The 24,893-nt window shown below is 33.7% G+C and carries 22 protein-coding genes; all 22 read right to left on the bottom strand.

All coding sequences use genetic code 11. The annotated features are described in order from the left end of the window. Window positions 1-56: 56 nt before the first annotated feature. The 22 genes from cydC to phnD all read right to left on the bottom strand — a co-directional run bounded on the left by cydC (window position 57) and on the right by phnD (window position 24,768). On the bottom strand, window positions 57-1,790 hold the full coding sequence (gene cydC / locus ABRY23_01140) for a thiol reductant ABC exporter subunit CydC (GenBank protein MFA3781651.1): 1,734 nt from the start codon (window positions 1,788-1,790) through the stop codon (window positions 57-59). A gap of 9 nt (window positions 1,791-1,799) precedes the next feature. Beyond that, window positions 1,800-3,518 carry a thiol reductant ABC exporter subunit CydD gene (cydD, locus tag ABRY23_01135; protein ID MFA3781650.1) on the bottom strand — a complete coding sequence of 573 codons (1,719 nt, stop codon included), beginning with the start codon at window positions 3,516-3,518 and terminating at the stop codon, window positions 1,800-1,802. 215 nt (window positions 3,519-3,733) lie between these two features. Then, window positions 3,734-4,747 (bottom strand): cytochrome d ubiquinol oxidase subunit II, encoded by a 1,014-nt coding sequence (cydB, locus tag ABRY23_01130; protein ID MFA3781649.1) that lies wholly within the window; start codon window positions 4,745-4,747, stop codon window positions 3,734-3,736. Window positions 4,748-4,756: 9 nt separating this feature from the next. Next, on the bottom strand, window positions 4,757-6,139 hold the full coding sequence (locus ABRY23_01125; GenBank protein MFA3781648.1) for a cytochrome ubiquinol oxidase subunit I: 1,383 nt from the start codon (window positions 6,137-6,139) through the stop codon (window positions 4,757-4,759). Between the two features lie 33 nt (window positions 6,140-6,172). Further along, window positions 6,173-6,598 (bottom strand): Rrf2 family transcriptional regulator, encoded by a 426-nt coding sequence (locus ABRY23_01120; protein ID MFA3781647.1) that lies wholly within the window; start codon window positions 6,596-6,598, stop codon window positions 6,173-6,175. A gap of 579 nt (window positions 6,599-7,177) precedes the next feature. Continuing rightward, window positions 7,178-7,780: a molybdenum cofactor guanylyltransferase gene (locus ABRY23_01115; GenBank protein ID MFA3781646.1), complete on the bottom strand. Its 603-nt coding sequence runs from the start codon at window positions 7,778-7,780 to the stop codon at window positions 7,178-7,180. Beyond that, window positions 7,765-8,967: a gephyrin-like molybdotransferase Glp gene (gene glp / locus ABRY23_01110; GenBank protein ID MFA3781645.1), complete on the bottom strand. Its 1,203-nt coding sequence runs from the start codon at window positions 8,965-8,967 to the stop codon at window positions 7,765-7,767. Before glp ends, ABRY23_01115 begins: the two co-directional genes overlap by 16 nt. 61 nt (window positions 8,968-9,028) lie before the next feature. Beyond that, window positions 9,029-9,562, bottom strand: a complete 534-nt coding sequence (locus ABRY23_01105) for an MOSC domain-containing protein (GenBank protein MFA3781644.1) — start codon at window positions 9,560-9,562, stop codon at window positions 9,029-9,031. A 110-nt stretch (window positions 9,563-9,672) separates the two neighbouring features. Next, a complete protein-coding gene (gene moaC / locus ABRY23_01100; GenBank protein ID MFA3781643.1) occupies window positions 9,673-10,149 on the bottom strand; it encodes a cyclic pyranopterin monophosphate synthase MoaC in 477 nt (158 codons plus the stop codon). Then, on the bottom strand, window positions 10,146-11,141 hold the full coding sequence (gene moaA / locus ABRY23_01095) for a GTP 3',8-cyclase MoaA (GenBank protein ID MFA3781642.1): 996 nt from the start codon (window positions 11,139-11,141) through the stop codon (window positions 10,146-10,148). The genes moaC and moaA overlap by 4 nt, the downstream gene beginning before the upstream one ends. Window positions 11,142-11,251: 110 nt before the next feature. Continuing rightward, entirely contained in the window at window positions 11,252-11,776 is a 525-nt protein-coding gene (locus ABRY23_01090) for a chromate transporter (GenBank protein ID MFA3781641.1), read from the bottom strand. Beyond that, window positions 11,773-12,090: a carboxymuconolactone decarboxylase family protein gene (locus ABRY23_01085; protein MFA3781640.1), complete on the bottom strand. Its 318-nt coding sequence runs from the start codon at window positions 12,088-12,090 to the stop codon at window positions 11,773-11,775. Before ABRY23_01085 ends, ABRY23_01090 begins: the two co-directional genes overlap by 4 nt. Window positions 12,091-12,182: 92 nt before the next feature. Further along, entirely contained in the window at window positions 12,183-12,470 is a 288-nt protein-coding gene (locus ABRY23_01080; GenBank protein MFA3781639.1) for a GIY-YIG nuclease family protein, read from the bottom strand. Window positions 12,471-13,511: 1,041 nt separating this feature from the next. Continuing rightward, window positions 13,512-16,013, bottom strand: a complete 2,502-nt coding sequence (locus tag ABRY23_01075) for a molybdopterin-dependent oxidoreductase (protein ID MFA3781638.1) — start codon at window positions 16,011-16,013, stop codon at window positions 13,512-13,514. 11 nt (window positions 16,014-16,024) lie between these two features. Then, window positions 16,025-17,314: an NrfD/PsrC family molybdoenzyme membrane anchor subunit gene (nrfD, locus tag ABRY23_01070; protein MFA3781637.1), complete on the bottom strand. Its 1,290-nt coding sequence runs from the start codon at window positions 17,312-17,314 to the stop codon at window positions 16,025-16,027. Between the two features lie 11 nt (window positions 17,315-17,325). Continuing rightward, the gene (locus ABRY23_01065; protein ID MFA3781636.1) at window positions 17,326-18,168 is read right to left on the bottom strand and encodes a 4Fe-4S dicluster domain-containing protein; all 843 of its coding nucleotides are present in this window, start codon (window positions 18,166-18,168) and stop codon (window positions 17,326-17,328) included. Window positions 18,169-18,633: 465 nt separating this feature from the next. Further along, window positions 18,634-18,921 carry a GIY-YIG nuclease family protein gene (locus tag ABRY23_01060; GenBank protein MFA3781635.1) on the bottom strand — a complete coding sequence of 96 codons (288 nt, stop codon included), beginning with the start codon at window positions 18,919-18,921 and terminating at the stop codon, window positions 18,634-18,636. A gap of 354 nt (window positions 18,922-19,275) precedes the next feature. After that, entirely contained in the window at window positions 19,276-20,364 is a 1,089-nt protein-coding gene (locus ABRY23_01055) for a hypothetical protein (GenBank protein MFA3781634.1), read from the bottom strand. A gap of 17 nt (window positions 20,365-20,381) precedes the next feature. After that, a complete protein-coding gene (gene tatA / locus ABRY23_01050) occupies window positions 20,382-20,540 on the bottom strand; it encodes a twin-arginine translocase TatA/TatE family subunit (GenBank protein MFA3781633.1) in 159 nt (52 codons plus the stop codon). Between the two features lie 230 nt (window positions 20,541-20,770). Then, window positions 20,771-22,126: a sigma-54-dependent transcriptional regulator gene (locus ABRY23_01045; GenBank protein MFA3781632.1), complete on the bottom strand. Its 1,356-nt coding sequence runs from the start codon at window positions 22,124-22,126 to the stop codon at window positions 20,771-20,773. 250 nt (window positions 22,127-22,376) lie between these two features. After that, the gene (locus ABRY23_01040) at window positions 22,377-23,906 is read right to left on the bottom strand and encodes an ATP-binding protein (protein MFA3781631.1); all 1,530 of its coding nucleotides are present in this window, start codon (window positions 23,904-23,906) and stop codon (window positions 22,377-22,379) included. Further along, window positions 23,887-24,768 (bottom strand): phosphate/phosphite/phosphonate ABC transporter substrate-binding protein, encoded by an 882-nt coding sequence (gene phnD / locus ABRY23_01035; protein MFA3781630.1) that lies wholly within the window; start codon window positions 24,766-24,768, stop codon window positions 23,887-23,889. Before phnD ends, ABRY23_01040 begins: the two co-directional genes overlap by 20 nt. Window positions 24,769-24,893: the final 125 nt, after the last annotated feature.

Here is a 24,893-nt window from a genome sequence, read left to right as displayed (position 1 = left end):
TAAAAAAGTTGTAAGAAAATTCTCCACTTGATGAATTTTTTTTAGTTTTAGTCCCCTTAATTTATTAACCTATTCTGCGACGTCAACATTTTTTTATAATATAATCCATGATTAATTAATTCAGAATGTGTCCCGCGTTCTATAATTTTACCATTCGATAGAACTAAAATTTCATTAAACATTTCCATGTCAACCAGACGATGAGTAATAAAAAGAATTTGCTTCCCATTACTTATTTGTCTTATTGATTTAAGAATTTTCATTTCTGTTTGGCTATCAACATGCGAATTTATCTCATCAAAAATTAAAATAGGTGAATTTCGTAAAAGCACCCTTGCAATGGCCAAACGTTTAATTTCTCCACCGCTTAATTTCTTGCCAAGTTCACCAATATTAGTGTCTAATTTCTCATGTAGACTTTCTACAAAATCTAATAACTCTGCCTGCTTTAATGCATAATTCAATTCTTCGTCCGATGCATCTTCTTTTGCAATTAATAAATTCTCTCTAATTGTCCCAGTAAACAAATGAACCTTTTGAGGAACCACCGAAATTATTTTTCTAATCTTCTCATCAGAAATTTTCTTGAAATTAATTCTATCAATTAAAATCTCTCCACGGTCATAATTCCATAAACGGCAGATAATATTAACTAAAGTCGACTTACCTGCACCACTTGCACCAACTATAGCAATTTTTTCATTTTCTCTTAGTCTAAAAGAAATTTCACTGAGCGCTTTTTTCCTTTGATTGTAAGAAAAAGAAACATTTTGAACATCCAGTTCATAACTCAATATCTCATTGTCTTTATTCTCTATAATTTTAATCTCATCTGATTGTTGTTCTGTTATCTCCAATAATCTATTCCCTGCTTTAATGCTTTTGCTTAAATACTGAAATGAAACCGGCAGCTGAGCCACAATTTCAAAAGAAGCCATTATTCCAATTGTAATTACAGATAAATACACTCCATTCAAATTACCCTTTGTTACTTCAGGGATAGATAAACAAAGTAACACTGCGACTGTTAGGTTCATAGCTAATCCGGTCAAATTTTCATGGAAAGATTGAATTAGCATCATTTTTCTTTCAGCATGTAAAAGTTGATTCTCAATTTCATCGTACTCTTTTTCCCATTTGTTAGAATAATTGTAAATTATCAACTCTGATAAACCTTGGATGCTATCGACAACTATCTTCTGTAGCTGAGATTTTAATTCAACGACATGTTCACCTAAGTTTTTACTAAGGAGGTAAGTTAAAAGAGAAATTGTTACAGCTGAGCCCAAAAACATTATCAAAAAAGCTATTGAATATTTTATGTTGAATATACTTAAAAGAAAAAACATTGTAACTGCCACTGCTAAAAAAACAAGAGGAGGAGAAATTACCCTTACAAAAATATGTTCCAGGCTTTCAATATCTTCAATTGAACGTGAGAGTAAATCACCGCTTGACATGTCTTTTTTCTTCGAAGGAATTAGAGGTATAAGCGACTTGAAAAACCAAACTCTAAATTTTGCTAAAAGCTTAAAAGTAACTTCATGAGAAATATATCTTTCAATATAGCGAAAAACCCCGCGGAAAATCCCAAAAAATCTAACACCAACAATTGCTACTTCCAATTTATAGATTGGCGTCAGAATAGCAGCACATGCAATAATGTATGATGAAGCCATCATTAGTCCAATACCACTTCCTACCACAAGAAAAGACATCAATGCAGCAAGCAGCATCCAATATTTATATTCCAAGCCTAACGAAACTATTTTGAAAAATGTCTTGTTCATTTTGATTTATTAATTAAATAAATTTTTATAGTACTTAGAACTTGCCATTAATTCCATATGATTACCCTCGGCAATTAATTTACCATGACTTAGGACCAGAATTTTATCTGCTCGTACAATAGTGTTTAATCTATGTGCAATCATTATAACGGTTCTTCCCTGAAATATTTTGTACATATCATCAATAATTTCTTCTTCCACTATTGGGTCAAGGTTAGCAGTTGGTTCATCAATTAAAACTATTGGAGCTTTACGAAGATATGCTCTCGCCAAAGCAATTCTTTGGATTTCACCACCACTAAAATTCTCTGCAGCTTCATTAATATTAGTATTATATCCTTTAGGCAGAGCGGATATCAATTTATGTATCTTCGCTTTCTCAGCTGAATCTATTACTTCTTCTAACTTTGCAGTCGGCATTGATAATTTTATGTTGTCTAAAATTGTTGCATTAAACAGATACGGATTCTGCGGCATCCAGGTAATATTTTTTCGCCAGTGAGTTGAAGGTATTTCGAATAAATTTTGTGTTCCAATTTTTACTTGTCCTTGTTGTGGGATTAAAAACCTTAAAAGAATATTTATTAGAGTAGTTTTACCGGAACCCGACCTGCCTATTAACGCAGTGAATTTTTGCGGTTCGATAGTAACTGAAATCGAATTCAAGGCTTTTTGCTTCCGTTCTTCGTAAGAGAAAGAAACATTCTCAAATTTTATTTGAGAATTACAATCGAAAATGACTGCACTACTTTCTACAATTTCGCAATTGCTATATTCTTTCAGTTGAATTATTTCACTTATTCTTTCAAAAGCAGCAACTCCTTCCATACCGGCATGATAGCTTACACCTAATTGTCGTAAAGGTAAATAAAAATCTGGCGCGACTATTAGAATGAAAAGTGCATCGGCAAAATTAAAATCACCGTTAAGCAGACGAAGTCCAATTGCCACCGCTATTAATGCAACACTAATTGATGCAGCCACTTCTAAGACTAAAGCTGATAAAAAAGCTACTCGTAAGATTTTTAATGTCTTTATTCTAAAAATATTTGTTACATATTCAATTTTTTTTATGGTTTCCTTAGTTCTATTAAAGAGCTTTAATGTTTGCAATCCTTGAAGCACGTCCAAAAAATATGCACTTATTCTGCTTAATGTTTTCCATTGTTTTTGGTTTAATTTTTCTGCAATTGAACCTATTAGGAACATAAATAAAGGTATAATTGGAAGTGTCAATAAAAAAATTATTCCGGATAGCAAATCAAGTGGAAAAACAAAAAGTAAAATTATGACTGGGATAAGAAAAGCAAGAAATATTTGTGGCAAAAATTTAGCAAAGTAATCTTCAAGTTTATCAACACCTTTAATTAGTGTGTTTGTTATTTCGCCGGTTCTTTCTGATTTGAGCAGTATGGGTCCAATCTTAAAGATTTTTTCAATAAGCTTTGTGCGTATCGTTTTTTTAACATAAAAAACAACACGGGCAGCATAATAATTTTGGAGCCAATTTGCAGCAGCTCTGAATAAAACAAAAAAAATAAATATTATTAAGAGAGACAAAACTTGATGAAATGTTTGGTGTAGCAAGAAAACATTATTTATTATTCTACTTAAAACAAATGCTTGCCCAATAATAAGAGCTGCTGTTACTAATCCCCAAAAAATTATGGCATAAAATTTCCATTTAACACCCTTAATATGTAAAAATAAATCCCTATTAATGTGCATAAAAAATTCATAAAATGTTTTTCACATAAGAACTTATTGAATACAATAAAATATTAACGTGAGAGTCTGCAATAAGCGCTGTCTCAAAAGCGAAGTCGTTCACAACTGTTAGCCTGAATTCTTGTTTAGTATTTAGCTCTATTTTAATGCTGTCAATAAATCATTATTAACTTTTGTTATTAAGCTTTTGAGACAGCTCAGCTTCAATTTAGTAATTAATACTCCAGTTTTGATTTAGTTGAGATTCTTTTCCTAAAAATCCAATAACTCCAAGCTTGATAAGCTAAAACAATTGGGACAAAAATAACAGCAATTATTGTCATCACTTTCAAGGTATAAGGACTCGACGATGCATTATAAATAGTTAGACTCCACTCTGGATTTGTGCTGGATACCATAACTCTTGGGAACAAACCCATAAAAATTGTTATAGTTGAAAATGCGATTGTAATACCAGTCATTGTGAAAGCCCAGCCTTCTCTCTGAATTTTTAATAAGTACCTAACTGAGAGAATTGCAAAACCAGCTAAAATTGGAATTATTCCAGGATCAACTCCAAGTTTAGTAAACATATCAGTATCAAAATAACCAATGGCTACATAAATAAATAATACTATTGTTGTGGGCAGCCAAAGTTTCTTTGCTATTTTTCTTGAGTTCTCAAGCAAATTATCAGTTAATTTTAATGACAAAAATATTGCACCATGCAAAGTAAATAACAATAGTGCAGCCAATCCACCAATTACTGAAAACAAATTAATTAAGGAGAAAAAATTACCGGTAAAATTCATATGTTGGTCAATAGGAACACCTCTAACGATGTTGGAAATTGCAATACCCCAGAGTAATGCAGGAATGAAACTACCGAAGAAAATTACCCAGTCCCACCTATTCCGCCAAATTGGGTCATCTTTTTTACTTCTGTATTCAAAAGCAACGCCGCGAGCAATTAAAGCAAGAAGCATTATAACAAGTGCCAGATAGAAACCACTAAATAATGTAGCATACCAGTTAGGAAAAGCTGCAAACATAGCACCACCGGCTGTAATCATCCATACTTCATTGCCATCCCAGTGAGTTCCTATTGAATTTATAATTGCTCTTCGTTCTTTATCTTCTTTACCAAGAAATGGTAAGAGTATTCCCACACCATAGTCAAATCCTTCTAAAAAGAAGAACCCAATAAAGAGAACACCAATAAGAATAAACCAAATTGTGTTAAGATCCATCTTACCCTCCTAAACTTTACTTAAAACTGAATTGTCTATTTCTTCTTCCATATCCTCTAAATCGTCAACGTTACGTGTAGCGAACTTAATCATCAGACCAATCATAATTACCATTAACACGCCATAAATAAGTGTATAAGCAATCAAAGAAAAAAGTACTTCACCAGCTGTGACTGTTTTGGAAACCGAATCAGCTGTTTTAAACAAGCCAAAAACAGTCCAAGGCTGACGTGCCATCTCGGTAAATAACCAGCCGGTAGTATTTGCTAATACAGGTAATAGCATCGACCAGAAAACAATCTTATACCAAATCGGCTTGAATTCATAATCTTCTTTAAAAGCCTTTATCGTATTTAGTATTGCAATTAACAACATAAGAAAACCTGCACCAACCATAATTCTAAAAGTCCAATAAGAAATTGCTACAGGAGGCACATAATCACCTGGCCCGAACTTTTCTTCCTCTTCTTTTTGCAAATTTTTAATTCCCTTGACTTCTCCTTCAAACTTATTGTAAGCAAGAAAACTTAACGCACCAGGAATTTTAATTGCGAATACATCCCTTCGATTTTTTTCATCACCAAAAGTAAAAAGTGACATTGCAGCAGGATTTTCACTTTCCCACAATGCTTCAGCAGCTGCCATTTTCATCGGCTGAACTTTAACCATATATTGTGCTTGAGTATGACCAACTAAAATTACCAACAATGAACCAACCAAAGCATAAATAGCACCAAACTTGAAGGACTTTGTGAAAACTTCATGTTTATCTGTCTTGACTAAACGATAAACACTAATTGAGAGAATCAAGAATCCAGTTGTAGCAATAGCACCAAAAAATACATGAGGAAATTGAACCCAAAGGTGACCATTAGTTATAATAGCAAAAAAATCTGTCATCTCTGCTCTGCCATTTCTAATTGCATAACCCACTGGCTGCTGCATAAATGAGTTAGCAGCTAAAATCCATATCGCAGAAAGATTAGAACCTACTGCTACCAACCAAATAGAAGCAAGATGAACTTTTTTAGGTATTCTATCCCACCCAAAAATCCAAATCCCAAGGAAAGTTGATTCCATAAAAAATGCTAACAAAGCTTCAATTGCAAGCGGCGCACCAAAAATATCTCCCATAAATCTTGAATACTCAGACCAATTCATTCCAAACTGAAATTCGAGAACAATACCTGTTACTACACCTATTGCAAAATTAATAAGAAACAACTTACCCCAGAATTTTGTCATCTTTTTGTAAACCTCTTTACCTGTTCTGTAATAGGAACTATGCATAATTGCAACAGCTATCGAAAGACCTAATGTTATAGGCACAAAGAAATAATGATAAACAGTTGTAATTGCAAACTGCCATCGTGCTAATGTTAATACATCCATATTCACCTCACTATTATTGAGCAACTTAGTTAATTATTTATACAATTCGTGTAATATGAAGTTAGAGATTTTTTTGCTCTTTAATTTCTTGATTAATAATTTTTCTTCATTTAAAAAAAATGAATGAAATTTACATCCGAACATTAGCTCACAAGTAAAATTTTCTTTTAAGCAATCATTAAATTTCACCTTAAAACCTATGGCATTTAACACATCATACATTGAAAGTTTGCCTGGATTTGCTCTTAAAAATACACCTCCATACTTCCCTTGAATTGAATCAGTAATTTTTGCTTTTTTTAATTTATGAATTATGCGAGCAGCAAATTTATACGAGATAAAAAGTTTTTGTGATAACTTAGGTACTGAAATAAATTCACCTTTAGGCAAACCCGCTAAGTATGCAGTCATTCTCAACGCGTAATCCTGTTCTCGAGATATAAAACTGTTATTCTTCATTATATTATTAAACATTACCTATTGGGTATAGTTTAAAATACAACATTAATGCTCTAGAGTAAATTTTTAAGTAAACTTTTATAAAGAAAATAAAAATTAAAAAATATCTGATGTCCAAAAATTTTATAGGATAGAAGAATTTATATAAGAATCAGTGCTGTCCAAAATAATTTTGAAATCAAATCCCGAAGGGATGAATTACCAAATAAATTTTGAAAACTTCATGATTTTGGACTATTCTACTTGTCTTGTAAATCAATCCCTATCTCGTCCCTACGGGACTTTTAACTTCAGTTTGATATTTATTTATTCTATAACTGTATAATCCCTCAAGGGATTACATTAGTTTAAGCACAATCAAAGCCTTATTGTCCCGTTAGGACAAAATATTTACAGGATAAAGAACAAAGAAAATAGATTAAGTCCATTTAGGGACGAAATAAAAAATATATTGGATAGATATGATAAGAATAAACTTCCGCTGCTTTGCGATAGGCTATTAAAAATTCTTCTTAATAAATGTTGTGAAATTACTTTTAAAAAATCATAGGGAGTAAGGTATTTTAATGAGTATAGGATTCATCCATCAGTATTATATTTTCTTAAAATGTGTTCGTAGTCTTCAGGACGATTAACATTAAAAAATAATTCATCTTTGTAAAAGCTTAGGCTTTCAGGATGAATTATTTCAGCATCAGCTTTTTTTAAAAAGTGATGAAATGATTTATCTGTAACTCTGTCATTAGATAATATTTGTTCCATATCACTAATTAATGATTTTGAATACAAACCAATTAACGGTTGCAAATAACCAGCGGCCTCGCAAAATTTAATTGGCTTATTACTTTTGAACTCAACAATATATTTTATCATTTCAGCTGTTATAAATGGCACATCGCAGCTAAGAACAAAAATATTTTCTGTTGCTGAGTGAACTAAAGCCGAATGAATTCCAGCAAGCGGTCCTTTCCATTTGTAAATATCTTCGAACAAAGGAAGATTAAGAAATTTATATTCATTCGGACTGTTTGTAATAATTATAACTTTTGAAAAAATTGATTTCATCAAATCAGTAATTTGTTCAATAATCAATTGATTACCCAATTTTAGCAAAGCTTTATTGACACCCATCCGTGAGCTTTTTCCGCCAGCAAGAATCACCCCGGTTATATCAGAATACATTTTACTCTTTCTCCTTTTTTGGGGTTAAATCTTTCTTCTTCAATTTCAATTAAACAATTTGCTCTACTCATTTCAACAAGATTTCCCGATGATTGTGAAAATTCTGACGTGACTTTCCACTCACCATTTTCTTCAAAAAGGATTCCCCTAGCGAAATGCCGTTTCCCATCTTTCTTCTTTAAATCATTTTGCAAAGTTGCAGTTATATTTTTCATTTCATCTTGTTTGAATAAAAATTCAATTGCTGGTTTGATGAACACATAAAAATTTACAAGTGATGAAACTGGATTGCCAGGCAGACCAAAAACTAAAACCTTTCGTTTCTCTTTTTCATATATGCCAAAGTAAATTGGTTTACCCGGTTTGATATTTACTTTCCAGAACTTTTCTTTAACTCCTTGTCCTTTAAAAACTTCTTTCAAAAAATCATATTTGCCTACTGACACTCCGCCAGTTGTAATAAGTAAATCAATATCCATTTCCAAAGCAGCTTTTACTTTTTGTGTAATTATTTCTTTGTCATCTTTTGTAAATCCAAGATTTATTACTGTGTGATTCATTTCTTTTAATGCAGCATAAAGAGAATAGATATTCGATACTCTTAGTTTGTCTCCTCCCGGCTTTTCGTTAATTTGAATTAGCTCATCACCAGTTGCAAGTATAGCAACTTTGAGTTTAGAAAAAACTATTACTTTTTCTTTTCCACAGCTTGCAAGCACTGCAATTGTTTTTGCATCAATTTTTGTGAAGCGATGAACCGCAATTTCGTTTTTCCTCAAATCATTTCCCTGTGAGCGAATGTTCATCCCTTTTTTTAAAATTGAATTTTGCTTTAACAGAAGTACATTTCCATTCACATCAACATCTTCAATGGGAATAACTGTATCAGCATTGGTGGGGAGCTTGCTTCCGGTTGTTACTAATACTGCATCATTTTCTGTAAGATTGAAAGCAGAATAATTTCCAGCTGAAATTTCGCCGATAATTTTCCATTCCGTTCTCTCTGAATATTTTATTGCGTAACCATCAACAGCTGAATTATCAAACGGTGGAAGGTCAACATCAGCAATGACATCTTCTGCAAGAATGCGATTGTAGGATTCGAGAATATCAACTTCTTCTGTTTGCAGAGGAAATTTTTGAATTTCTTTTTTTATTATTTCGAATGCTTCAGAATAATTAATCATAATCCTTCTCCTTATTCTCAGTGGCTCTCCGTGCCCTCTCCGTGTTTCTCCGTGTAATTAATTAATCAGTTACACGGAGGACCACAGAGGATTCACAGAGAGACACTGAGTTGTTTATTACAATTTCATCTCCAACAAATATTTCTCCGCCACGAATTACTTTTGCAAAAATTCCTTCACGCGGCATTACGCAATCACCAACTTTGAAAAAGATCGCACACTTGCTGTGGCATTCTTTTCCAATCTGGGTAATTTCAAGCTCAGCTTCTTTCCCAATTTTCATTCGTGTGCCAATTTCTAACTTCGGCAGTTCAAGAAATTCTGTGGTGATATTTTCAGCAAATGCGCCAGGGCGTAGATTAGGTAATCCTTTTTCTCTCATTTTATCAATGCTTTCTAATGCAAGAAAACTTATTTGTCTGTGCCAGTTACCAGCGTGAACATCACCCTCAATTCCAAAATTCTCAATCAATTTTGCCGATTGAACATTTGTCTTTGGAATTCCTTTTTTCTTACTAATCGAGATTGCTACTACTTTACCGCATGTATTTTGAGTTAATGTTTCTTTAATAATTTTTTCTCGTTCATTTATCATGGCTTACTCCATTAATATTCTCAGTGGTGCTCTGTGTCTTCTCCGTTGTTCTCTGTGTAATAAACTTTGTTACACAGAGCACCACAGAGAATTCACAGAGAACCACTGAGTTAATAAATTTTATATTCTTTGCTTTTACCACCAGTTTTACTTATTAACTTTATCTCATTGATTACCATTGATTTATCAATCGCTTTACACATATCATAAACCGTCAATGCTGCAACTGAAACTGCAGTCAACGCTTCCATTTCAATTCCGGTTTGAGCTGATGTTTTTGCGAATGATTTAATTTCGACAGTTTTCTTTTTTGAGTTCAATTTTAGTTCTACGTCAATTTTAGAAATGAAAATATTGTGACAAAGCGGAATCAACTCACTTGTTTTCTTTGCTGCTTGAATTCCAGCGAACTTAGCAATTGAAAGCACATCACCTTTTTGAACTGCATTATTTTTAATTGCATTAAAAATTTCTCTGGATACTTTTACTTCCGCATATGCTTCGGCTGTTCGAATTGATATTTCTTTTTCAGAAACATCAACCATTTGTGCTTTCCCTTTGTTGTTAATGTGTGATAATTTTTTCATCCGCCAATACTCATCATATTATTTTTATTCAGTGTTGCCAATTCATCAGTGCTTGGATGTTTCATCCATTTCGACTGCAGTGAACTTTGAATAAACTTAACAATTTCGTCATCTGAAATCGATCCATCAGCTAATAAAGGTTTTAAACTCATTTCAGAGTGATTAGAGAAAAGACAGTTTTTAATTTTTCCAGTTGCAGTAATACGCAGACGATTGCATTTATCACAAAAGTGATCTGAGATTGAACTAATGAAGCCAATCTTTAATTGTTCTCCATTAACAAAAAAATCTTTTGAAACCTTTCTATCACTTTCAATTTCTGTTAGAGAATATTTTTCTTCGATTCGTGTTTTCATTTTGTCCCAGCTAAAAAATTTTGAATTATCCCACTGATTGCCACTGAATGGCATATACTCAATAAATCGAATTGTGATTGGATACGATTTGAAATACTCTATAAAGTCATTCAATTCGCTATCGTTTATGTTTTTGATTACAACAACATTAACCTTTACAGACTTGAAATCAAGTGAAATGGATTTTTGAATTGCTGAAAGTGTTTCATCAAAATAATCTTTCCCGGTAATTGCAATGAATTTAGTTTTATTCAAAGTATCCAGACTAATATTTAGTAAATCAACTCCAAATTTTCGAAGTGATTCAAGTTTATCAAGCAGATGAGTTCCGTTTGTTGTAATTCCTATTTCAAAACCATATTGATGTTTGAGTGAAGAAATCATTTGAAAAAATTTCATTACATCTTTTCTGATAAGTGGCTCACCGCCTGTGAAACGAATTTTTTTTATTTCTAAATCTCTCACAAGAATTTTGATTAAGCGATATAATTCTTCGTAAGAGAGAATAGATTTGTTAGTTTCAAACCTTGTGAAAGTATTTGATGGATTGCAGTAAATACAATTCAGATTGCATTTATCAATCAGTGAAATGCGAACATAGTCATGTATTCTATTGTAGTTGTCAATTAATGTCATAGTTCACTCAAATAAACTCTCAGTGGTTCTCTGTGCCTTCTCCGTTTTTTCTCTGTGTAATTTTCTTTTATTACACGGAGAACCACAGAGAACCGCTGAGGATGTTATAATCATAAAATTATTATCCCAATTATTGCTGCAATTAGCACGACATATGCAGGATGAAGTTTTAAAAAAATTATCAGTGATGCGCCGACTGCAAGTAACACAAATTCTTGCCAATGATTTCCATTCTTCACAGCGTATTGATACATAATTGCAGCAATCATCCCTATCACAGCATATTTAATTCCATTAAAAGCTTTCGTTACAAGAATATTTTTTTCATAGATTGAATAAAAGTATGTAATAAACAAAATCAAAATCGCTGGAGTAAAAATATTTCCGAGATTAGCAGCAACAGCGCCAAGAATTCCAGCTGTTTTATAACCTGTGTATGTTGCAAATTTTATTGAAATTGCGCCTGGAAATATTTCTACCATTCCAAGGACTTTTAGAAATTCGTCGTGACTTAACCATTGGTGATTCTTTACAACTTCTTTTTCAATAAGAGGGATAAGAGAATAAGCACCACCAAAAGAGAATGAACCCACTTTAATGAATGCCCAAAAAAGATTTACTAAATTTTCAATCATTTTTTATCCTCAATAATATCATCAATCCAGCTTAATGCAACCATCATTGATGGTAAACCAATAGTTGGTAACGAGAGTAATGCCACTTGACGCATTTCCTCTAGTGTGCAGCCTGCTTTTAATGCTTTGCGTGCGTGCGAATGAACTGCACCTTCTAATCTTGCACCTGTCGAAATAGCAAGTTTAATGAGTGCTCTTGTTTTTTCATCGAGTGGACCTGATGCATGAACCGCATCGCCAAGTTGTTCGTATGCTTTTGCAACTTCTGGATAATCTTCTGTGAATTTTTGAAATCGTTTTGGTATTTGAGACATAATTATAATCTCCTTACTATTTTTTTTACTCAATATGTAGACATTATTTTTTGTATATTCATCTGTCATACCCGCGAAAGCGGGTATCTATGTTAAACTAATTCTTCATACAAATCTCTCCATTCTGGATTTGACTTTTCTATTAATTCTATCTTCCATTTTCTCAACCATTTCTTCATTGCCTTTTCGCGTTTGATGGCTTCGTTAATATCTTTATGTACTTCATAATATATCAGCATTTTAACATTGTACTTTTTTGTAAAACCTTCTATAAGTCCTGCTTTATGTTCATAAACTCGTCTTATTAGATCGTTAGTCACACCTATATAAAGCGTTCCATTTTTCTTGCTGGCTAATATGTATACATAATATTGATTCATTTTTTTGGGTTCTCATTTATACGAGAATAATAGACTAACATTAGTGTCATCTTTTTGGATTCCCGCCTGTGCAGGAATGACACTTTCGTCTTTCATTGCCATACCCGCGAAAGCGGGTATCCATTTTATCATTTCTCACATTTTATTCCTTTCTTCTGGATTCCCGCTTGCACGGGAATGACACTTTCGTCTTTCATTGTCATACCCGCGAAAGCGGGCATCCATTTTATTGTTTCTCCTATTTTATTCTTTCTTCTGGATTCCCGCCTGTCTGCCGACAGGTAGATTTACACGGGAATGACATTTTCATCTTCCACTGTCATACCCGCGAAGGCGGGTATCCATTTTATCATTTCTCACATTTTATTCTTTCTTCTGGATTCCCGCTTGCACGGGAATGACACTTTCGTCTTTCATTGTCATACCCGCGAAAGCGGGCATCCATTTTATTGTTTCTCCTATTTTATTCTTTCTTCTGGATTCCCGCCTGTCTGCCGACAGGTAGATTTACACGGGAATGACATTTTCATCTTCCACTGTCATACCCGCGAAAGCGGGTATCCATTTTATTGTTTCTCACATTTTATTCTTGCTGACATTACAGTAATAAAAAAACCCCGCTTTGCATTGCGGGGTCTAGCAAAATGATTCTTCCACATCAATTATTAAACTCTCCTTTGCAAAGCGTCCCACCGATTTAAATCGGCGAACTGGCAGGCTAATCCGTTTCCAGATTAACCCTAACGGTTGAAGAATCTTATTTACAATTGCAATTAGATTCCCGCTTGCGCGGGAATGACACTTTCGCCTTTCATTGTCATACACGCGAAAGCGGGCATCCATTTTATTATTTCTTCCATTTTATTCTTTTTTCTGGATTCCCGCTTGCGCGGGAATGACATTTCAACATTTGTCATACCCGCGAAAGCGGGTATCCATTTTCATCCTTTCTACTAGACTCCCTCTTGTGCAGAAATGACAAGATAAGTAAACTTAGATTCATCAACTCGGAGAAAATATTTTAAAGAACTAACACAAATATTATGCTTTATAAACTTTAACACAAATTTCTTTATGAACAGCCATTCCAGATAAAGGATCACTTTTTGTAATATTAAGTATTCCAGTATTTGTACCACGTCCTTTAGCACTTCTTCCTAAAGCTACATGACCAAAACCATGTTGCGCACCAATTACTTCTGGATGAATTCGTTTTGTAAGCTTAACTTTCCCTTTGACTTTACCATAAGGTGATTCGAGCCAGATTTCATCTCCATCTTCAATACCATATTTTGCAGCAGTTGCAGGATTCATAATGATTGGATTGTAGCCTTTAATTTCCAAAAGCCATGCATTGTTTTGTGTTCGTGTGTGAGTATGACTTGCTTCTTTCCAGTTTATTAAATATAAAGGATAATTTTCATCGGGCTGCCAATCTCTTGGTTTATATTCTGGTAAAGGATTAATTGGATTTCCATTTGCATCTTTTAGTTCTGTAAGCCATTCAGAAACAAATTCAACTTTACCGGATTTTGTAAAGAAGCCGCGAACTTTCTTTCCATTAATTATTGTCCCGATTCTTTTTCCACCTTTATCTTTTGGTTTATCATAAATTGCAGCTCCATCGTAATATGCATCTTTTAATTTTTCAGGTGGAAGTTCTTTTGCATATTTTTCATACTCGGTTCCTTTCTTATCAAACCAGACAGCACCAGGAAGTTCTTTCAATTGTTGTAATGTAATTTTGGGTTTACCTTCAAGCAATTCTTTGGTAAGATAATCTTCATACCATTTTGTAAGGTCTTCAACTTTTTCTCCGCTTGCAGGACCAATCTCAAAAAATTTCTTTCCATCTTTTGTAGTTAACCCTAGTCTTCTTCCAAGAGCTGTGATGGTTTCGTATTCTGCTAATTGATTGAACAACGGTCTTACAACAGGTTGACGCAATCCCATTGCAGGCCAGGTAACCCAATGTGTATTTAAATCATATCGTTCGAGATAAACTGTTCCAGGTAAAACATAATCGGCAAGCATTGCAGTTTCGCTCATCATTGTATCAATTACAACGCTCATTTCTAATTTTTTAAATGCCTCTACAACTGTTCTTGTCCCACCGGGAATGCTCATCACAGGATTTTGAAAAACACAGAACAATATCTTTGCATCATAAGGACCATTACCTTCAATAATATTATTGAACATTTGAGTGTAAACACCAGATTTATGTCCAAGCGGATATTTATTTAGCTCATCAAAACGAGGCATCTTTAAGGTCTTTTCAGCAAATTCATTTGGTTCAATTTCAACATGTTTATTTCCACCAGTATTAGGAAGTAATAAAGTACCAGGTTTATCATAACCGCCAATCAATGCAGCAAGAGCAGCAATTGCTCTTCCGCCTTGCACACCATTTGTATGTTGACCAGGACCACTCCACGAATCAATTACTGCAGGTTTTATAGTTGCAAGATCGTGAGCAACTTCTTCAATTTTATTTGCAGGAATGCTTGTTATTTTCTCTGCCCACTCAGGGGTTTTGTCTTTTACATATTCAGAATATTTATCAAAGCCAACAGTCCAGTTCTCAACAAAATCTTTGTCATACAAGCCATCACGAATGATGCAATGAGCCAGAGCTAATGCAAGTGCACCATCGGTGCCAGGACGAATAGCAAGCCAATCGTGACCCTTTGCAGCAGTATCGGATAAGTATGGATCAACAACAACTAAACGAGCGCCTCGTTCAACCGCTCTTGTAAGAATTCGAGGTAAGTAAACCCACTTAATTGCACTTGTAGGATTCCAGCCAAAAAGTAAAATGTATTTTGAATGTATGAAATCAGCCAACGGTCTTTCATCTCCAACAACTGTTTTAAATGAGGCTTTGCGCGCAACATCACATAGGTTGGAATGCATATAGTAATTTGGGGTCCCAAACAATTTGCAAAAATCTGCTTGAATGTGTGTGAATGAATGGTCCTCACTCATCCACAAAAGTTTATGTGCTTCATTATTGTTCCTTAGTTTTTTCAGCTTAGCAGAAATTTCTGTTAATGCTTGGTCCCAGCTAATTTCTTCCCATTGAGGATCAACATTCAAACCTCTATCTGGATTTTTTCTCTTAAGTGGTTTTTTAATTCTATCCGGATCATAAAGAGCCATAATTCCGGCATTGCCTTTGGGACATATACAACCACCTTCTTTTGTGCCATATTCTTCAGTGTAACCATCAAAGAAATCATCCGATACATTGGAATAATTGTTTGGATTCCAGTTGTTAGGCTCAATTTTTTCAACAACACCATTGACAACATGTACAAGAATTCCCGACTGACCACCGCACATATTACAGCAGGAAGGAATCCATTCGCCGGCTTCTCTGCCCCACTTTTTCATTCCAGATTCATTTACGAAAAGTTCCCTTTCTTTAGAACCGAATGTAGCACAACCAGATGTGCTAATTAAACTTGCACCAGCCGCAGTTGTGGTAACAGTTTTTATAAATTTTCTTCTGCCTACTTTTTCATCAAATATATATGGCATTTTTCACTCCATTAAATTTTAGATTGAGAAACGATTGCAGATTCTTTCTCTTCATGTTTAGGAAGAAAAAATTCGCCAAAGCCAAAGAGTATCATTCCAAATCCAATAATTCCAAATGTTAGTGTCCATTCTGGAATACTTGGGAAGTAATTTGGATCAACTCGATGTGAATAAATAGCTGAAGTTAAGCCATGAATTTCTTCCACTGCAAGACCGGGAATAACAATGTTGAGGCGTAAACCAAAAATTCCCGCTGCAATCAATAAACCAGCAAGAGCAACCCAGCGTGGAGATTTTCGAGTCGGTAAAATCAAAAGAAAAATTGGAATTACTGTCCCCACAAATCCTTGCCATCCCCAAAATACCCAGGCGTAAGGACCGGAAATTACCAATTCATAACCAGCGATGTGGCTTGGAATTCCACCACGATATGCAACAAGAAATTCTGAAAATTGAAATAAGACATCAAGAAGAAGCAGTGCTAAAACCATTTTACCGAGTTCGACAACAACGTCCTTATTTTTGAACCATCCTTCTTGAAAAACTGAAGAAATTAATGTGAGAAGAGCACCTCCACTTACCAAAGCCGACAGCAAAAATAATATAGGGAATAAACCGCTATGCCAATGCGGTCGAGCAGCAACTACTCCAAACAATGCACCTACACCTCCGTGAAATAAAATGGCAATAGGAATTCCGATGGTTGCCAAAATTTTAACAATTTTTTTATCACGAGTTTTTGATTGTTCGCTTAAATCTTTTGAGCCTAACGATAGAATCCTATAAAGTTTTCCTCTGATTGTTTCATCATTTGCTTCTTTAACTAAATCATATCTAAGCAGAAAATAAATTTCTGCTATGAGCAATAACATATAAATTGAATAAAGATAAATCATCCAGGCCATAGGTGATTTGAAATTGGGAAATACCATTACATGCCAGGCTCTTTCCATATGGCCAAGATCAGCCCAGATAGAAAGCAAAGCCATTAGCAAAGTAACTAACGCAGTAAATACTGCAAGTCTACCTATTCGTTCAAACTTCTTGAAATTAAATACATAAACAAGCGACGAAACAAGAAATGAGCCGGCTGATAATCCTATAAAATAAATATAAGCAGCGACCCACAAACCCCAAGTAACTATACTTCCATAATTAGCCTTTAGGTGTCCATCGACAAATCTTATATACCACCCATATACGCCAATAACAAACAATGCTGTGCCAACGGTCCAGAAAATTTTTTTGAGGTTCTCTGAAATTTTATTTTCATTGCTTAATAGTTCTCTTATGAAATTCATATTAACCTCGCTTATAGTAAATAATAAACATTTGGACTTGTACCGAGTTCTTCTTTCAAGCGAATGTATTGACGTTCGCGGAGAAGGACTGATACTTCACTGTTAGGATCGTTGAAATCGCCAAAATGAATTGCTTTACCGGTGCAAGTTTTTGCACAGGCAGGCCAGCGTCCTTCAGCTTTATTGTATTGTCCTTTTTCATCCTGAAGATGAAGACAGAATGTACACTTGCGAACATTACCAATTGGTGATTTTTCGTGTTCTCTTTTTCTAAATTGTTTGTACTCGGGTGATGGAACTTCTGCCCAAGGAGTTTTTTCTTCAACAGCAGGATAATTTTCACCAAAGTCAAACCATCGCGCCGAGTATGGACAGGCGGTCATACAATATCGGCAGCCAATACAGCGATCATAGTCAACAACAACAATCCCATCTTGTTCACGTTTATAAGTTGCTGAAACTGGACAAACATCGGTGCAAGGCGGATGTTCACAATGAAAGCATGGCTTTGTCATAAATACTGGTTTATCATTTGGACGATTTTCTAATATTTCTTCAAAAACAACTGTATAAGAAACTCCTGGAGGTGTCTTATTTTCTGCTTTACAAGCGAGCACACAAGATCTGCATCCAACACAGCGGCGTGTATCTATAACCATTCCATAATGATATTTTCTTTTCACCGGAGTTTCATTTTTACTTTTTGCAATTAGTTTTGAGGCCGTACCAAGCATTCCATTACTAACAATTGTTGCTGCAAGTGTGCCGGCTCCAATCTTTACTAGTTTGGAAAGAAATTCATCTCGTCCAATATGCTGGGTTTCTTTTTCTATTTCTTTAATTTCTTCTGACATTATTTATTCTCCGTTTATTTATAACCTTCTTCGTTATTTATAGATTCCCGCTTGCGCGGGAATGACACTTTGGTTTTCTGTCATACTCGCGAAAGCGAGTATCCATTTTATTCTTTTTCTGGATTCCCTTTTACACGGGAATGACATTTTCGCCTTTCATTGTCATATCCGCGAAAGCAGATATCCATTTTATTGTTTCTCCCATTTTATTCTTTCTTTTGGATTCCCGCCTGTGCAGGAATGACACTTTCGTCTTTCATTGTCACATTTTATTCTTGGTTTTGGATTCCCGCTTACGCGGGAATGACACTGCGTTTTTCTGTCATACCCGCGAAAGCGAGTATCCATTTTATTATTTCTCCCATTTTATTCTTTTTCTGGATTCCCGCTTGTCTGCCGACAGGTAGATTTACACGGGAATGACACTTCGTTTTTCTGTCATACCCGCGAAAGCGGGTATCTATGTTAAACTAATTCTTCATACAAATCTCTCCATTCTGGATTTGACTTTTCTATTAATTCTATCTTCCATTTTCTCAACCATTTCTTCATTGCCTTTTCGCGTTTGATGGCTTCGTTAATATCTTTATGTACTTCATAATATATCAGCATTTTAACATTGTACTTTTTTGTAAAACCTTCTATAAGTCCTGCTTTATGTTCATAAACTCGTCTTATTAGATCGTTAGTCACACCTATATAAAGCGTTCCATTTTTCTTGCTGGCTAATATGTATACATAATATTGATTCATTTTTTTGGGTTCTCATTTATACGAGAATAATAGACTAACATTAGTGTCATCTTTTTGGATTCCCGCTTGCGCGGGAATGACACTTTCGTCTTTCATTGTCACATTTTATTCTTGGTTTTGGATTCCCGCTTACGCGGGAATGACACTGCGTTTTTCTGTCATACCCGCGAAAGCAGATATCCATTTTATTGTTTCTCCCATTTTATTCTTTTTCTGGATTCCCGCTTGTCTGCCGACAGGTAGATTTACACGGGAATGACACTTCGTTTTTCTGTCATACCCGCGAAAGCGGGTATCCATTTTATTCTTCTTCTGGATTCCCGCTTGTGTGGGAATGACATCGACGATTAATATTTATAAGAACGAATAGAAAAATGTTATTCTCGGTGTAATTGATGCATTAAAACTTTTTCCGTTTGGAGTTGCTTCGTAAGTTTCAACTACAACATTTGGACTGATAGTCACTTTTTCATCGGGATAATAATTAAGGCTAAATATGAAAAAGTTTCTTGAATCGCCTTTATAATTTGAATTTACATTGGGGTCGAAATAATCATATCTAATTAGAAAAGATATTTGCTGCGAAAAATAATACGAACCAGTAAGTGTAATACCGAAAGCATTTTTATTTTTAACAGAACCACCTGATATTATATCATTTTGTCGTGAACTTAAAAATATTTCCGTAGCTGCCATAAATTTGTTTTTTTCTTTATATCCTGCAAAAAACGCATAAGTTAAATCGTTATTACTTAAAGACGAAGTTGGGTTAAAGGGATCTTTAATATCAGGACGAGATTTCAAATCTGTATAAAGTGTTGTTGTAAAATTTGAAAAAGGTGAATACTGAAGATGAGCATAAAATCTTTTGTATTTGTCTGTCTCAGGCTTGTTACCGCTTCCATCTCCTACCATCAACCAATATTTTAAAATTCCTTTTGAATCTAAATTTCCTTTTAATGAAACAGCAAGGTCTCTGGAACTTTCAAATCCTCTTAAATCCATAATAGTTTTTTCGAGGTATCTTTCAGCCATAAAAGTTTCGGAAATTTCAAAAGAAGGCGTTGGTTGAACGCCAAAGATAAAATCGCTTCCTTTAAAAATATTTTTCCATTGTAAGTAAGCATCTTTTACAAACACGCCTATTTTGCCATTGCTTGTATTGGCTTCTTGGTCAGCTTCGAGTCTAAACCGAGTTACAAATTTCTCTGAAATATCGTAATCATAAGTAAAATAAATTCTTCTTAGTTGAATACCGTTTAAATCCTTTCTACCTCCATTTGCTGTATTTGATAAAGAATTTATATCGACATCTCTTGCAGCATTATAAAAAAAGTCACCGAACATATAACCGGATACTCTTCCTTTTTTTGTAACTTCTTGAGCAAACAAAATGTTCGATGATAAAAGTAAAATGAACATAAATAAGAATAACTTTTTCATATCTCTCCTTCTAGATTTTATTTTGTGATGTCTTCAATTGATTTGATTTCTTTTTTGAATTCGTAAATTCCCTTCCCGATACTTTTAGCAATTTCGGGAATTCGCTTAGCACCAAAGAGTAATGCAATTACTCCAACAATAATTAAAATTTCTGTTGCCCCTAAATTACCAAACATTTTATTCTCTTTTTTACTGATTAAATGCAAAAGAAATGCCACAGAAATAAACTGCAATTAAATTTGATTATATAGATTTTTGTTTATAACAAGGAGTTTGATAAAACGAAATTTTGGCGAAGACGACGAAGATTCGACGAGGATTTACTTTGTGCACCTTTGTGTACTTAGTGGTGAAAAAATTTAATCACGAAGTACACAAAGAGTATTTCACAAAGGAGCACTAAGGATTAATTAATTCCATACTTCTCAATTTTACTTTTCAATGTAGAAGGCGGCAGACCAAGCAGCTCTGCTGCTTTTGCTTTATTATTACCAGTCTTTATTAGTGCTTTTTGAATTAATGATTTTTCAACTTCTTCCAGAATTTCATTCAACGACTTATTCTGATCAGAAATAATAGCTTCTAAATTTTTTTTATTGGAAAATAATTCCCCTGGAAGACGACTGGTTGTAATTCTACAATCATAACATAGAATCGAAAGTCGTTCAGTAATATTTTTTAATTCACGAACATTTCCAGGCCAATCATAATTTTGCAAAACCTCAAAAACATTTTCCTCTATCTGAAATTGTTTTTGATAAGCAAACTGATTTAGAAAATAATTGAACAAGGGAATTATATCATCTTTACGTTCTCTAAGCGGCTTTAAATTTATTGGGAGAACATTTAATCTGTAATATAAATCTTCTCGAAATTTCCCTTCTTTAATCAGCTTATTCAAATCGGCTTTGGTTGAAGCAATCACTCGCACATCAATTTTAATTGGTTCACTGCTTCCCACTCTTTCAATTTCCTGTTCCTGAAGTACACGCAATAATTTAATTTGGGTTTCTAGTGGAACATCATCAATATCATCAAGATAAATTGTTCCCTGATCAGCTTTTTCAAATCTGCCAATGCGAAGTTTATCTGCACCGGTAAATGCACCTTTTTCATGACCAAATAATTCACTTTCAATAACTTCTCTTGATAAAATTCCACAACTAACTTTGACAAGCGGTTTATCTTTTCTCGGGGAATTGTAATGAATAAGATTCGCAATTAACTCTTTGCCCGTTCCAGTTTCTCCTGTAATTAAAACTGTTGAATTGGTTTGTGATATTATCTTTAATGTTTCTTTCAGTTCATTTACATACTGACTGTTTCCAACAAATGCATCAAAGTTGAATTGGTCCTGAAAGTAATTTTGATAATCTAAATTCTTCGATTGAAGAGATTTTATTTCTTTTATTTTATCAATGATAAGAAGCAGTTCATCTTTATCAAATGGCTTTGTGATATAATCGTAAGCGCCCTTTTTCATTGCTTCAACTGCGGTTTCAACTGAGCCAAAGGCCGTCATCATTACTACAAAAACATTGGGATTGATTGATTTGCTTTTTGAAAGCAGTTCAATTCCATTCATCTCAGGCAGACGAATATCGGAAATGATTATATCACAACTTTTCTTTTGGAAATATTCAAGAGCTTTAAATGGATTTTCAAAATCCTTTACAGAGTATCCTGCATCGAGTAAATCATCCTTTAGTGACACTCGCAAAATTTCTTCGTCTTCAACAATACAGATGTTTAATTTTTTCATATTTCTTTCTCTTTGCAGCTTACTTTGCTTTTCTTTGTAATTATTTTTGTTACACAGAGAGATATGTAATATTTATTTATTCATCCTCTACGAGGATGTTGCTTTTCATCTCATTTCTTTTTCTACAATAATTAAGTCTCTACGGGATTTTTTTCTATACCAAAACCTCGTAGAGGTTAAATTATTGTAAAATATCTGTAATCAAAGTTATAAAATCCTTGTAGAGGATATATAATTAATTCAACAAAAATCAGTAAATCGGTAAATGTAAAGTTACAATCGTACCTTTTCCTTCTTCACTTTCAAAATAAATTTTTCCATTGTGCGCTTCAATAATATTATACACAATCGAAAGTCCTAAGCCCGTTCCCTTGCCCGGAGACTTTGTTGTAAAAAAGGGATCATAAATTTTATCAATTAAGTCTCTTGGAATCCCTATCCCAGTATCTTCAATAACAACTTTTACAAAATTATTTTCCTGTAAAGCAGATAAAATTATTTTCCTTTCAGTTTCAGTATTCGCACTTATTTTTTCTTCTAATGAATCAATACAATTTATAAACAAATTCAACATTACTTGCTCAAGCTGATTTTTATTCCCTTTAATTTTCGGCAAATGAGATGGGAAGTTTCTTGTAATAGATATTCTTAATTTTTCAATACGATGGCTAACAAGCAGTAAAGAATTTTCAACAATTTCATCAATAGACAAACTCATAAAGTCACCGCTTTGCCTTCTTGAAAAGTTTAGCAGACTGCCAACAACTTTTTCAATTTTTTCAACTGCACTTTCCATCATAACCAGATACTTTTTATTCTGTTCAATGTTTGCGGGATCATTTTTAATTCTTCTTATACAATTTTGCAAGCCAGCTACTGGATTATTTATCTCGTGAGCAAGTCCAGCAGTAAGAGTTCCGACAGTTGCAAGTTTTTCTGATTGAATAATAGTTGTTTGTGCATTTTGTAAGTCGCGATAAGCTTTATCTAAACGAATTATCATTTGATTAAATTTATCAGCAAGAATATCTATTTCGTCTTCTGCTCTAAAAAGCATTTTAATTCTGTCAAATAATTTTTCACGAATTTTAATTTGAGGAACTTCTTTTTTGCCTATCTGATCCAATTCAATATTATCCGCAACATTCTGAATAGTCTTTATTGGCTTAGTTATAAAATTTGCAAACACAAAAGCACCGATGATACCAACACCTAAAAACACTGCCACCATAATCCAAAAAACATTAACAGTTTTTTGAACATCACTTTGAATAAAGCTTTCAATGATTCCAACTCTAACCTTTCCCACTTTGCCGCTTAATACCGGCACTGCAATATCAAGAATTAGCTCACCACCTTTACCTTTGAATTTTATCAGCTGTGAATTGTATTGCTGATTGTCACTTAAAGAGTTCGCTAAAATAAGACTACGCGGAAAAACATCTTCAAAAGTATGAACCACGAGATTGTCGTTGACATCAAGAACAAAAATATATGCAATTGCTGAATCAATATTTTTTATACTATTGATTGTATTTTGAAGAGCAACATAATCTTCAAACAATAATGCAGAAGTTATTTGATTGGAAATGCTTTTTGCAATAAACAAAGCGCGCTTTTCAGTTTCAGTCTGAAGAGCTGATTGAACATTATTATAAATAAGAATTGAATTGATTGAACCGAAGACAAGGACAATAGTTACAATTGCAAGTGAAAATTTCCAGAATAGAGGCATCTTAAATTTTATCTGGCGAAAACTTTTATTTGTAAAGCTCATCATTCCCTTCAATAAACTTGTCAATCATTATTTTTTTTAGAAGTTCTCTGCCTTTGGGTTCATTGTGAAGATTGATCATAATGGATTTTAACTTCTTCTTAAGCTTCGGATTCATCCCTTTTTGAACAACAAATGGAGGAATTGGGAAATCTTTTGATTTCATAATGATTCTAACTGTTTTTAATTTTTCGGGTTGAGTGTGTTCTATAAAATTAAAAACAAGTCCGTCAACTGTTGCGCCGTCTACCAAATTGCGGGCAACCGCCTGTATTGAATAATCGTGTGCGTATGTGAAAATTGTTTTACTGAAAAATTTTTCCGGATTGGTTCTTTTTTCTTTCAGCAGATTAACTACAAACAAATATCCAGTATTTGATAAAGGATCGGTAAAAGCAAAAGATTTCCCTTTCAAATCATTAAAAGTTTTTATGCTGCTGTTTTTATTAACAATCACATAAGCATTATAAAATGCTTTTCCGTCAATTACAGGAACAACTAACAATTCAACCGGCAGCTCATCTTTCTCCTGAACATAAGCACCTGTACAGATAAAAGCAAAATCAAGTTTTTTCTCTTTCAATAACTCATTCACTTCGCCATAGGTTTTTCTTTGCTTGAACTCGATTGGCACTCCAAGTTTAGAAGAAATGTAATCAATCAAGTCTTTATAAAGATTGAAAGTTTCAACCGGCGAAATCATTGTAGAGACAGCAACATAAATTTTAGATTGATATTGATTGTTGACAGAATCAAAGTTTGATTTATCATTCGCTAAATCTATTTCTTTGATATTACGATTTTGTCCACACGAGGTAAGAAAAATAAAAATACCTAGTACTGAAATGGCAATGAATATATTTTTCATAGTTAAATAGAATTATGGTTTTTCTTAAATCAAATATATAAAATTGAGGGCTACTAAGGATAGTTTAAAACAAATACTTCAAAATAAGACAGTAACTAAAACGAATAAGCTCTTAAAAGCTTATA

Source organism: Melioribacteraceae bacterium 4301-Me (assembly GCA_041538185.1).
GTDB lineage: Bacteria > Bacteroidota > Ignavibacteria > Ignavibacteriales > Melioribacteraceae > Pyranulibacter > Pyranulibacter aquaticus.
The sequence above is the reverse complement of the archived record's forward strand: the minus strand, read 5'-3'. Positions and strand labels throughout refer to the sequence as shown.

Coding starts and splice junctions, on each gene's coding strand:
- cydC (MFA3781651.1), bottom strand. CDS start 1,790: ATGAACAAGACATTTTTCAAAATAGTTTCGTTAGGCTTGGAATATAAA.
- cydD (MFA3781650.1), bottom strand. CDS start 3,518: ATGCACATTAATAGGGATTTATTTTTACATATTAAGGGTGTTAAATGG.
- cydB (MFA3781649.1), bottom strand. CDS start 4,747: ATGGATCTTAACACAATTTGGTTTATTCTTATTGGTGTTCTCTTTATT.
- ABRY23_01125 (MFA3781648.1), bottom strand. CDS start 6,139: ATGGATGTATTAACATTAGCACGATGGCAGTTTGCAATTACAACTGTT.
- ABRY23_01120 (MFA3781647.1), bottom strand. CDS start 6,598: ATGAAGAATAACAGTTTTATATCTCGAGAACAGGATTACGCGTTGAGA.
- ABRY23_01115 (MFA3781646.1), bottom strand. CDS start 7,780: ATGTATTCTGATATAACCGGGGTGATTCTTGCTGGCGGAAAAAGCTCA.
- glp (MFA3781645.1), bottom strand. CDS start 8,967: ATGATTAATTATTCTGAAGCATTCGAAATAATAAAAAAAGAAATTCAA.
- ABRY23_01105 (MFA3781644.1), bottom strand. CDS start 9,562: ATGATAAATGAACGAGAAAAAATTATTAAAGAAACATTAACTCAAAAT.
- moaC (MFA3781643.1), bottom strand. CDS start 10,149: ATGAAAAAATTATCACACATTAACAACAAAGGGAAAGCACAAATGGTT.
- moaA (MFA3781642.1), bottom strand. CDS start 11,141: ATGACATTAATTGACAACTACAATAGAATACATGACTATGTTCGCATT.
- ABRY23_01090 (MFA3781641.1), bottom strand. CDS start 11,776: ATGATTGAAAATTTAGTAAATCTTTTTTGGGCATTCATTAAAGTGGGT.
- ABRY23_01085 (MFA3781640.1), bottom strand. CDS start 12,090: ATGTCTCAAATACCAAAACGATTTCAAAAATTCACAGAAGATTATCCA.
- ABRY23_01080 (MFA3781639.1), bottom strand. CDS start 12,470: ATGAATCAATATTATGTATACATATTAGCCAGCAAGAAAAATGGAACG.
- ABRY23_01075 (MFA3781638.1), bottom strand. CDS start 16,013: ATGCCATATATATTTGATGAAAAAGTAGGCAGAAGAAAATTTATAAAA.
- nrfD (MFA3781637.1), bottom strand. CDS start 17,314: ATGAATTTCATAAGAGAACTATTAAGCAATGAAAATAAAATTTCAGAG.
- ABRY23_01065 (MFA3781636.1), bottom strand. CDS start 18,168: ATGTCAGAAGAAATTAAAGAAATAGAAAAAGAAACCCAGCATATTGGA.
- ABRY23_01060 (MFA3781635.1), bottom strand. CDS start 18,921: ATGAATCAATATTATGTATACATATTAGCCAGCAAGAAAAATGGAACG.
- ABRY23_01055 (MFA3781634.1), bottom strand. CDS start 20,364: ATGAAAAAGTTATTCTTATTTATGTTCATTTTACTTTTATCATCGAAC.
- tatA (MFA3781633.1), bottom strand. CDS start 20,540: ATGTTTGGTAATTTAGGGGCAACAGAAATTTTAATTATTGTTGGAGTA.
- ABRY23_01045 (MFA3781632.1), bottom strand. CDS start 22,126: ATGAAAAAATTAAACATCTGTATTGTTGAAGACGAAGAAATTTTGCGA.
- ABRY23_01040 (MFA3781631.1), bottom strand. CDS start 23,906: ATGATGAGCTTTACAAATAAAAGTTTTCGCCAGATAAAATTTAAGATG.
- phnD (MFA3781630.1), bottom strand. CDS start 24,768: ATGAAAAATATATTCATTGCCATTTCAGTACTAGGTATTTTTATTTTT.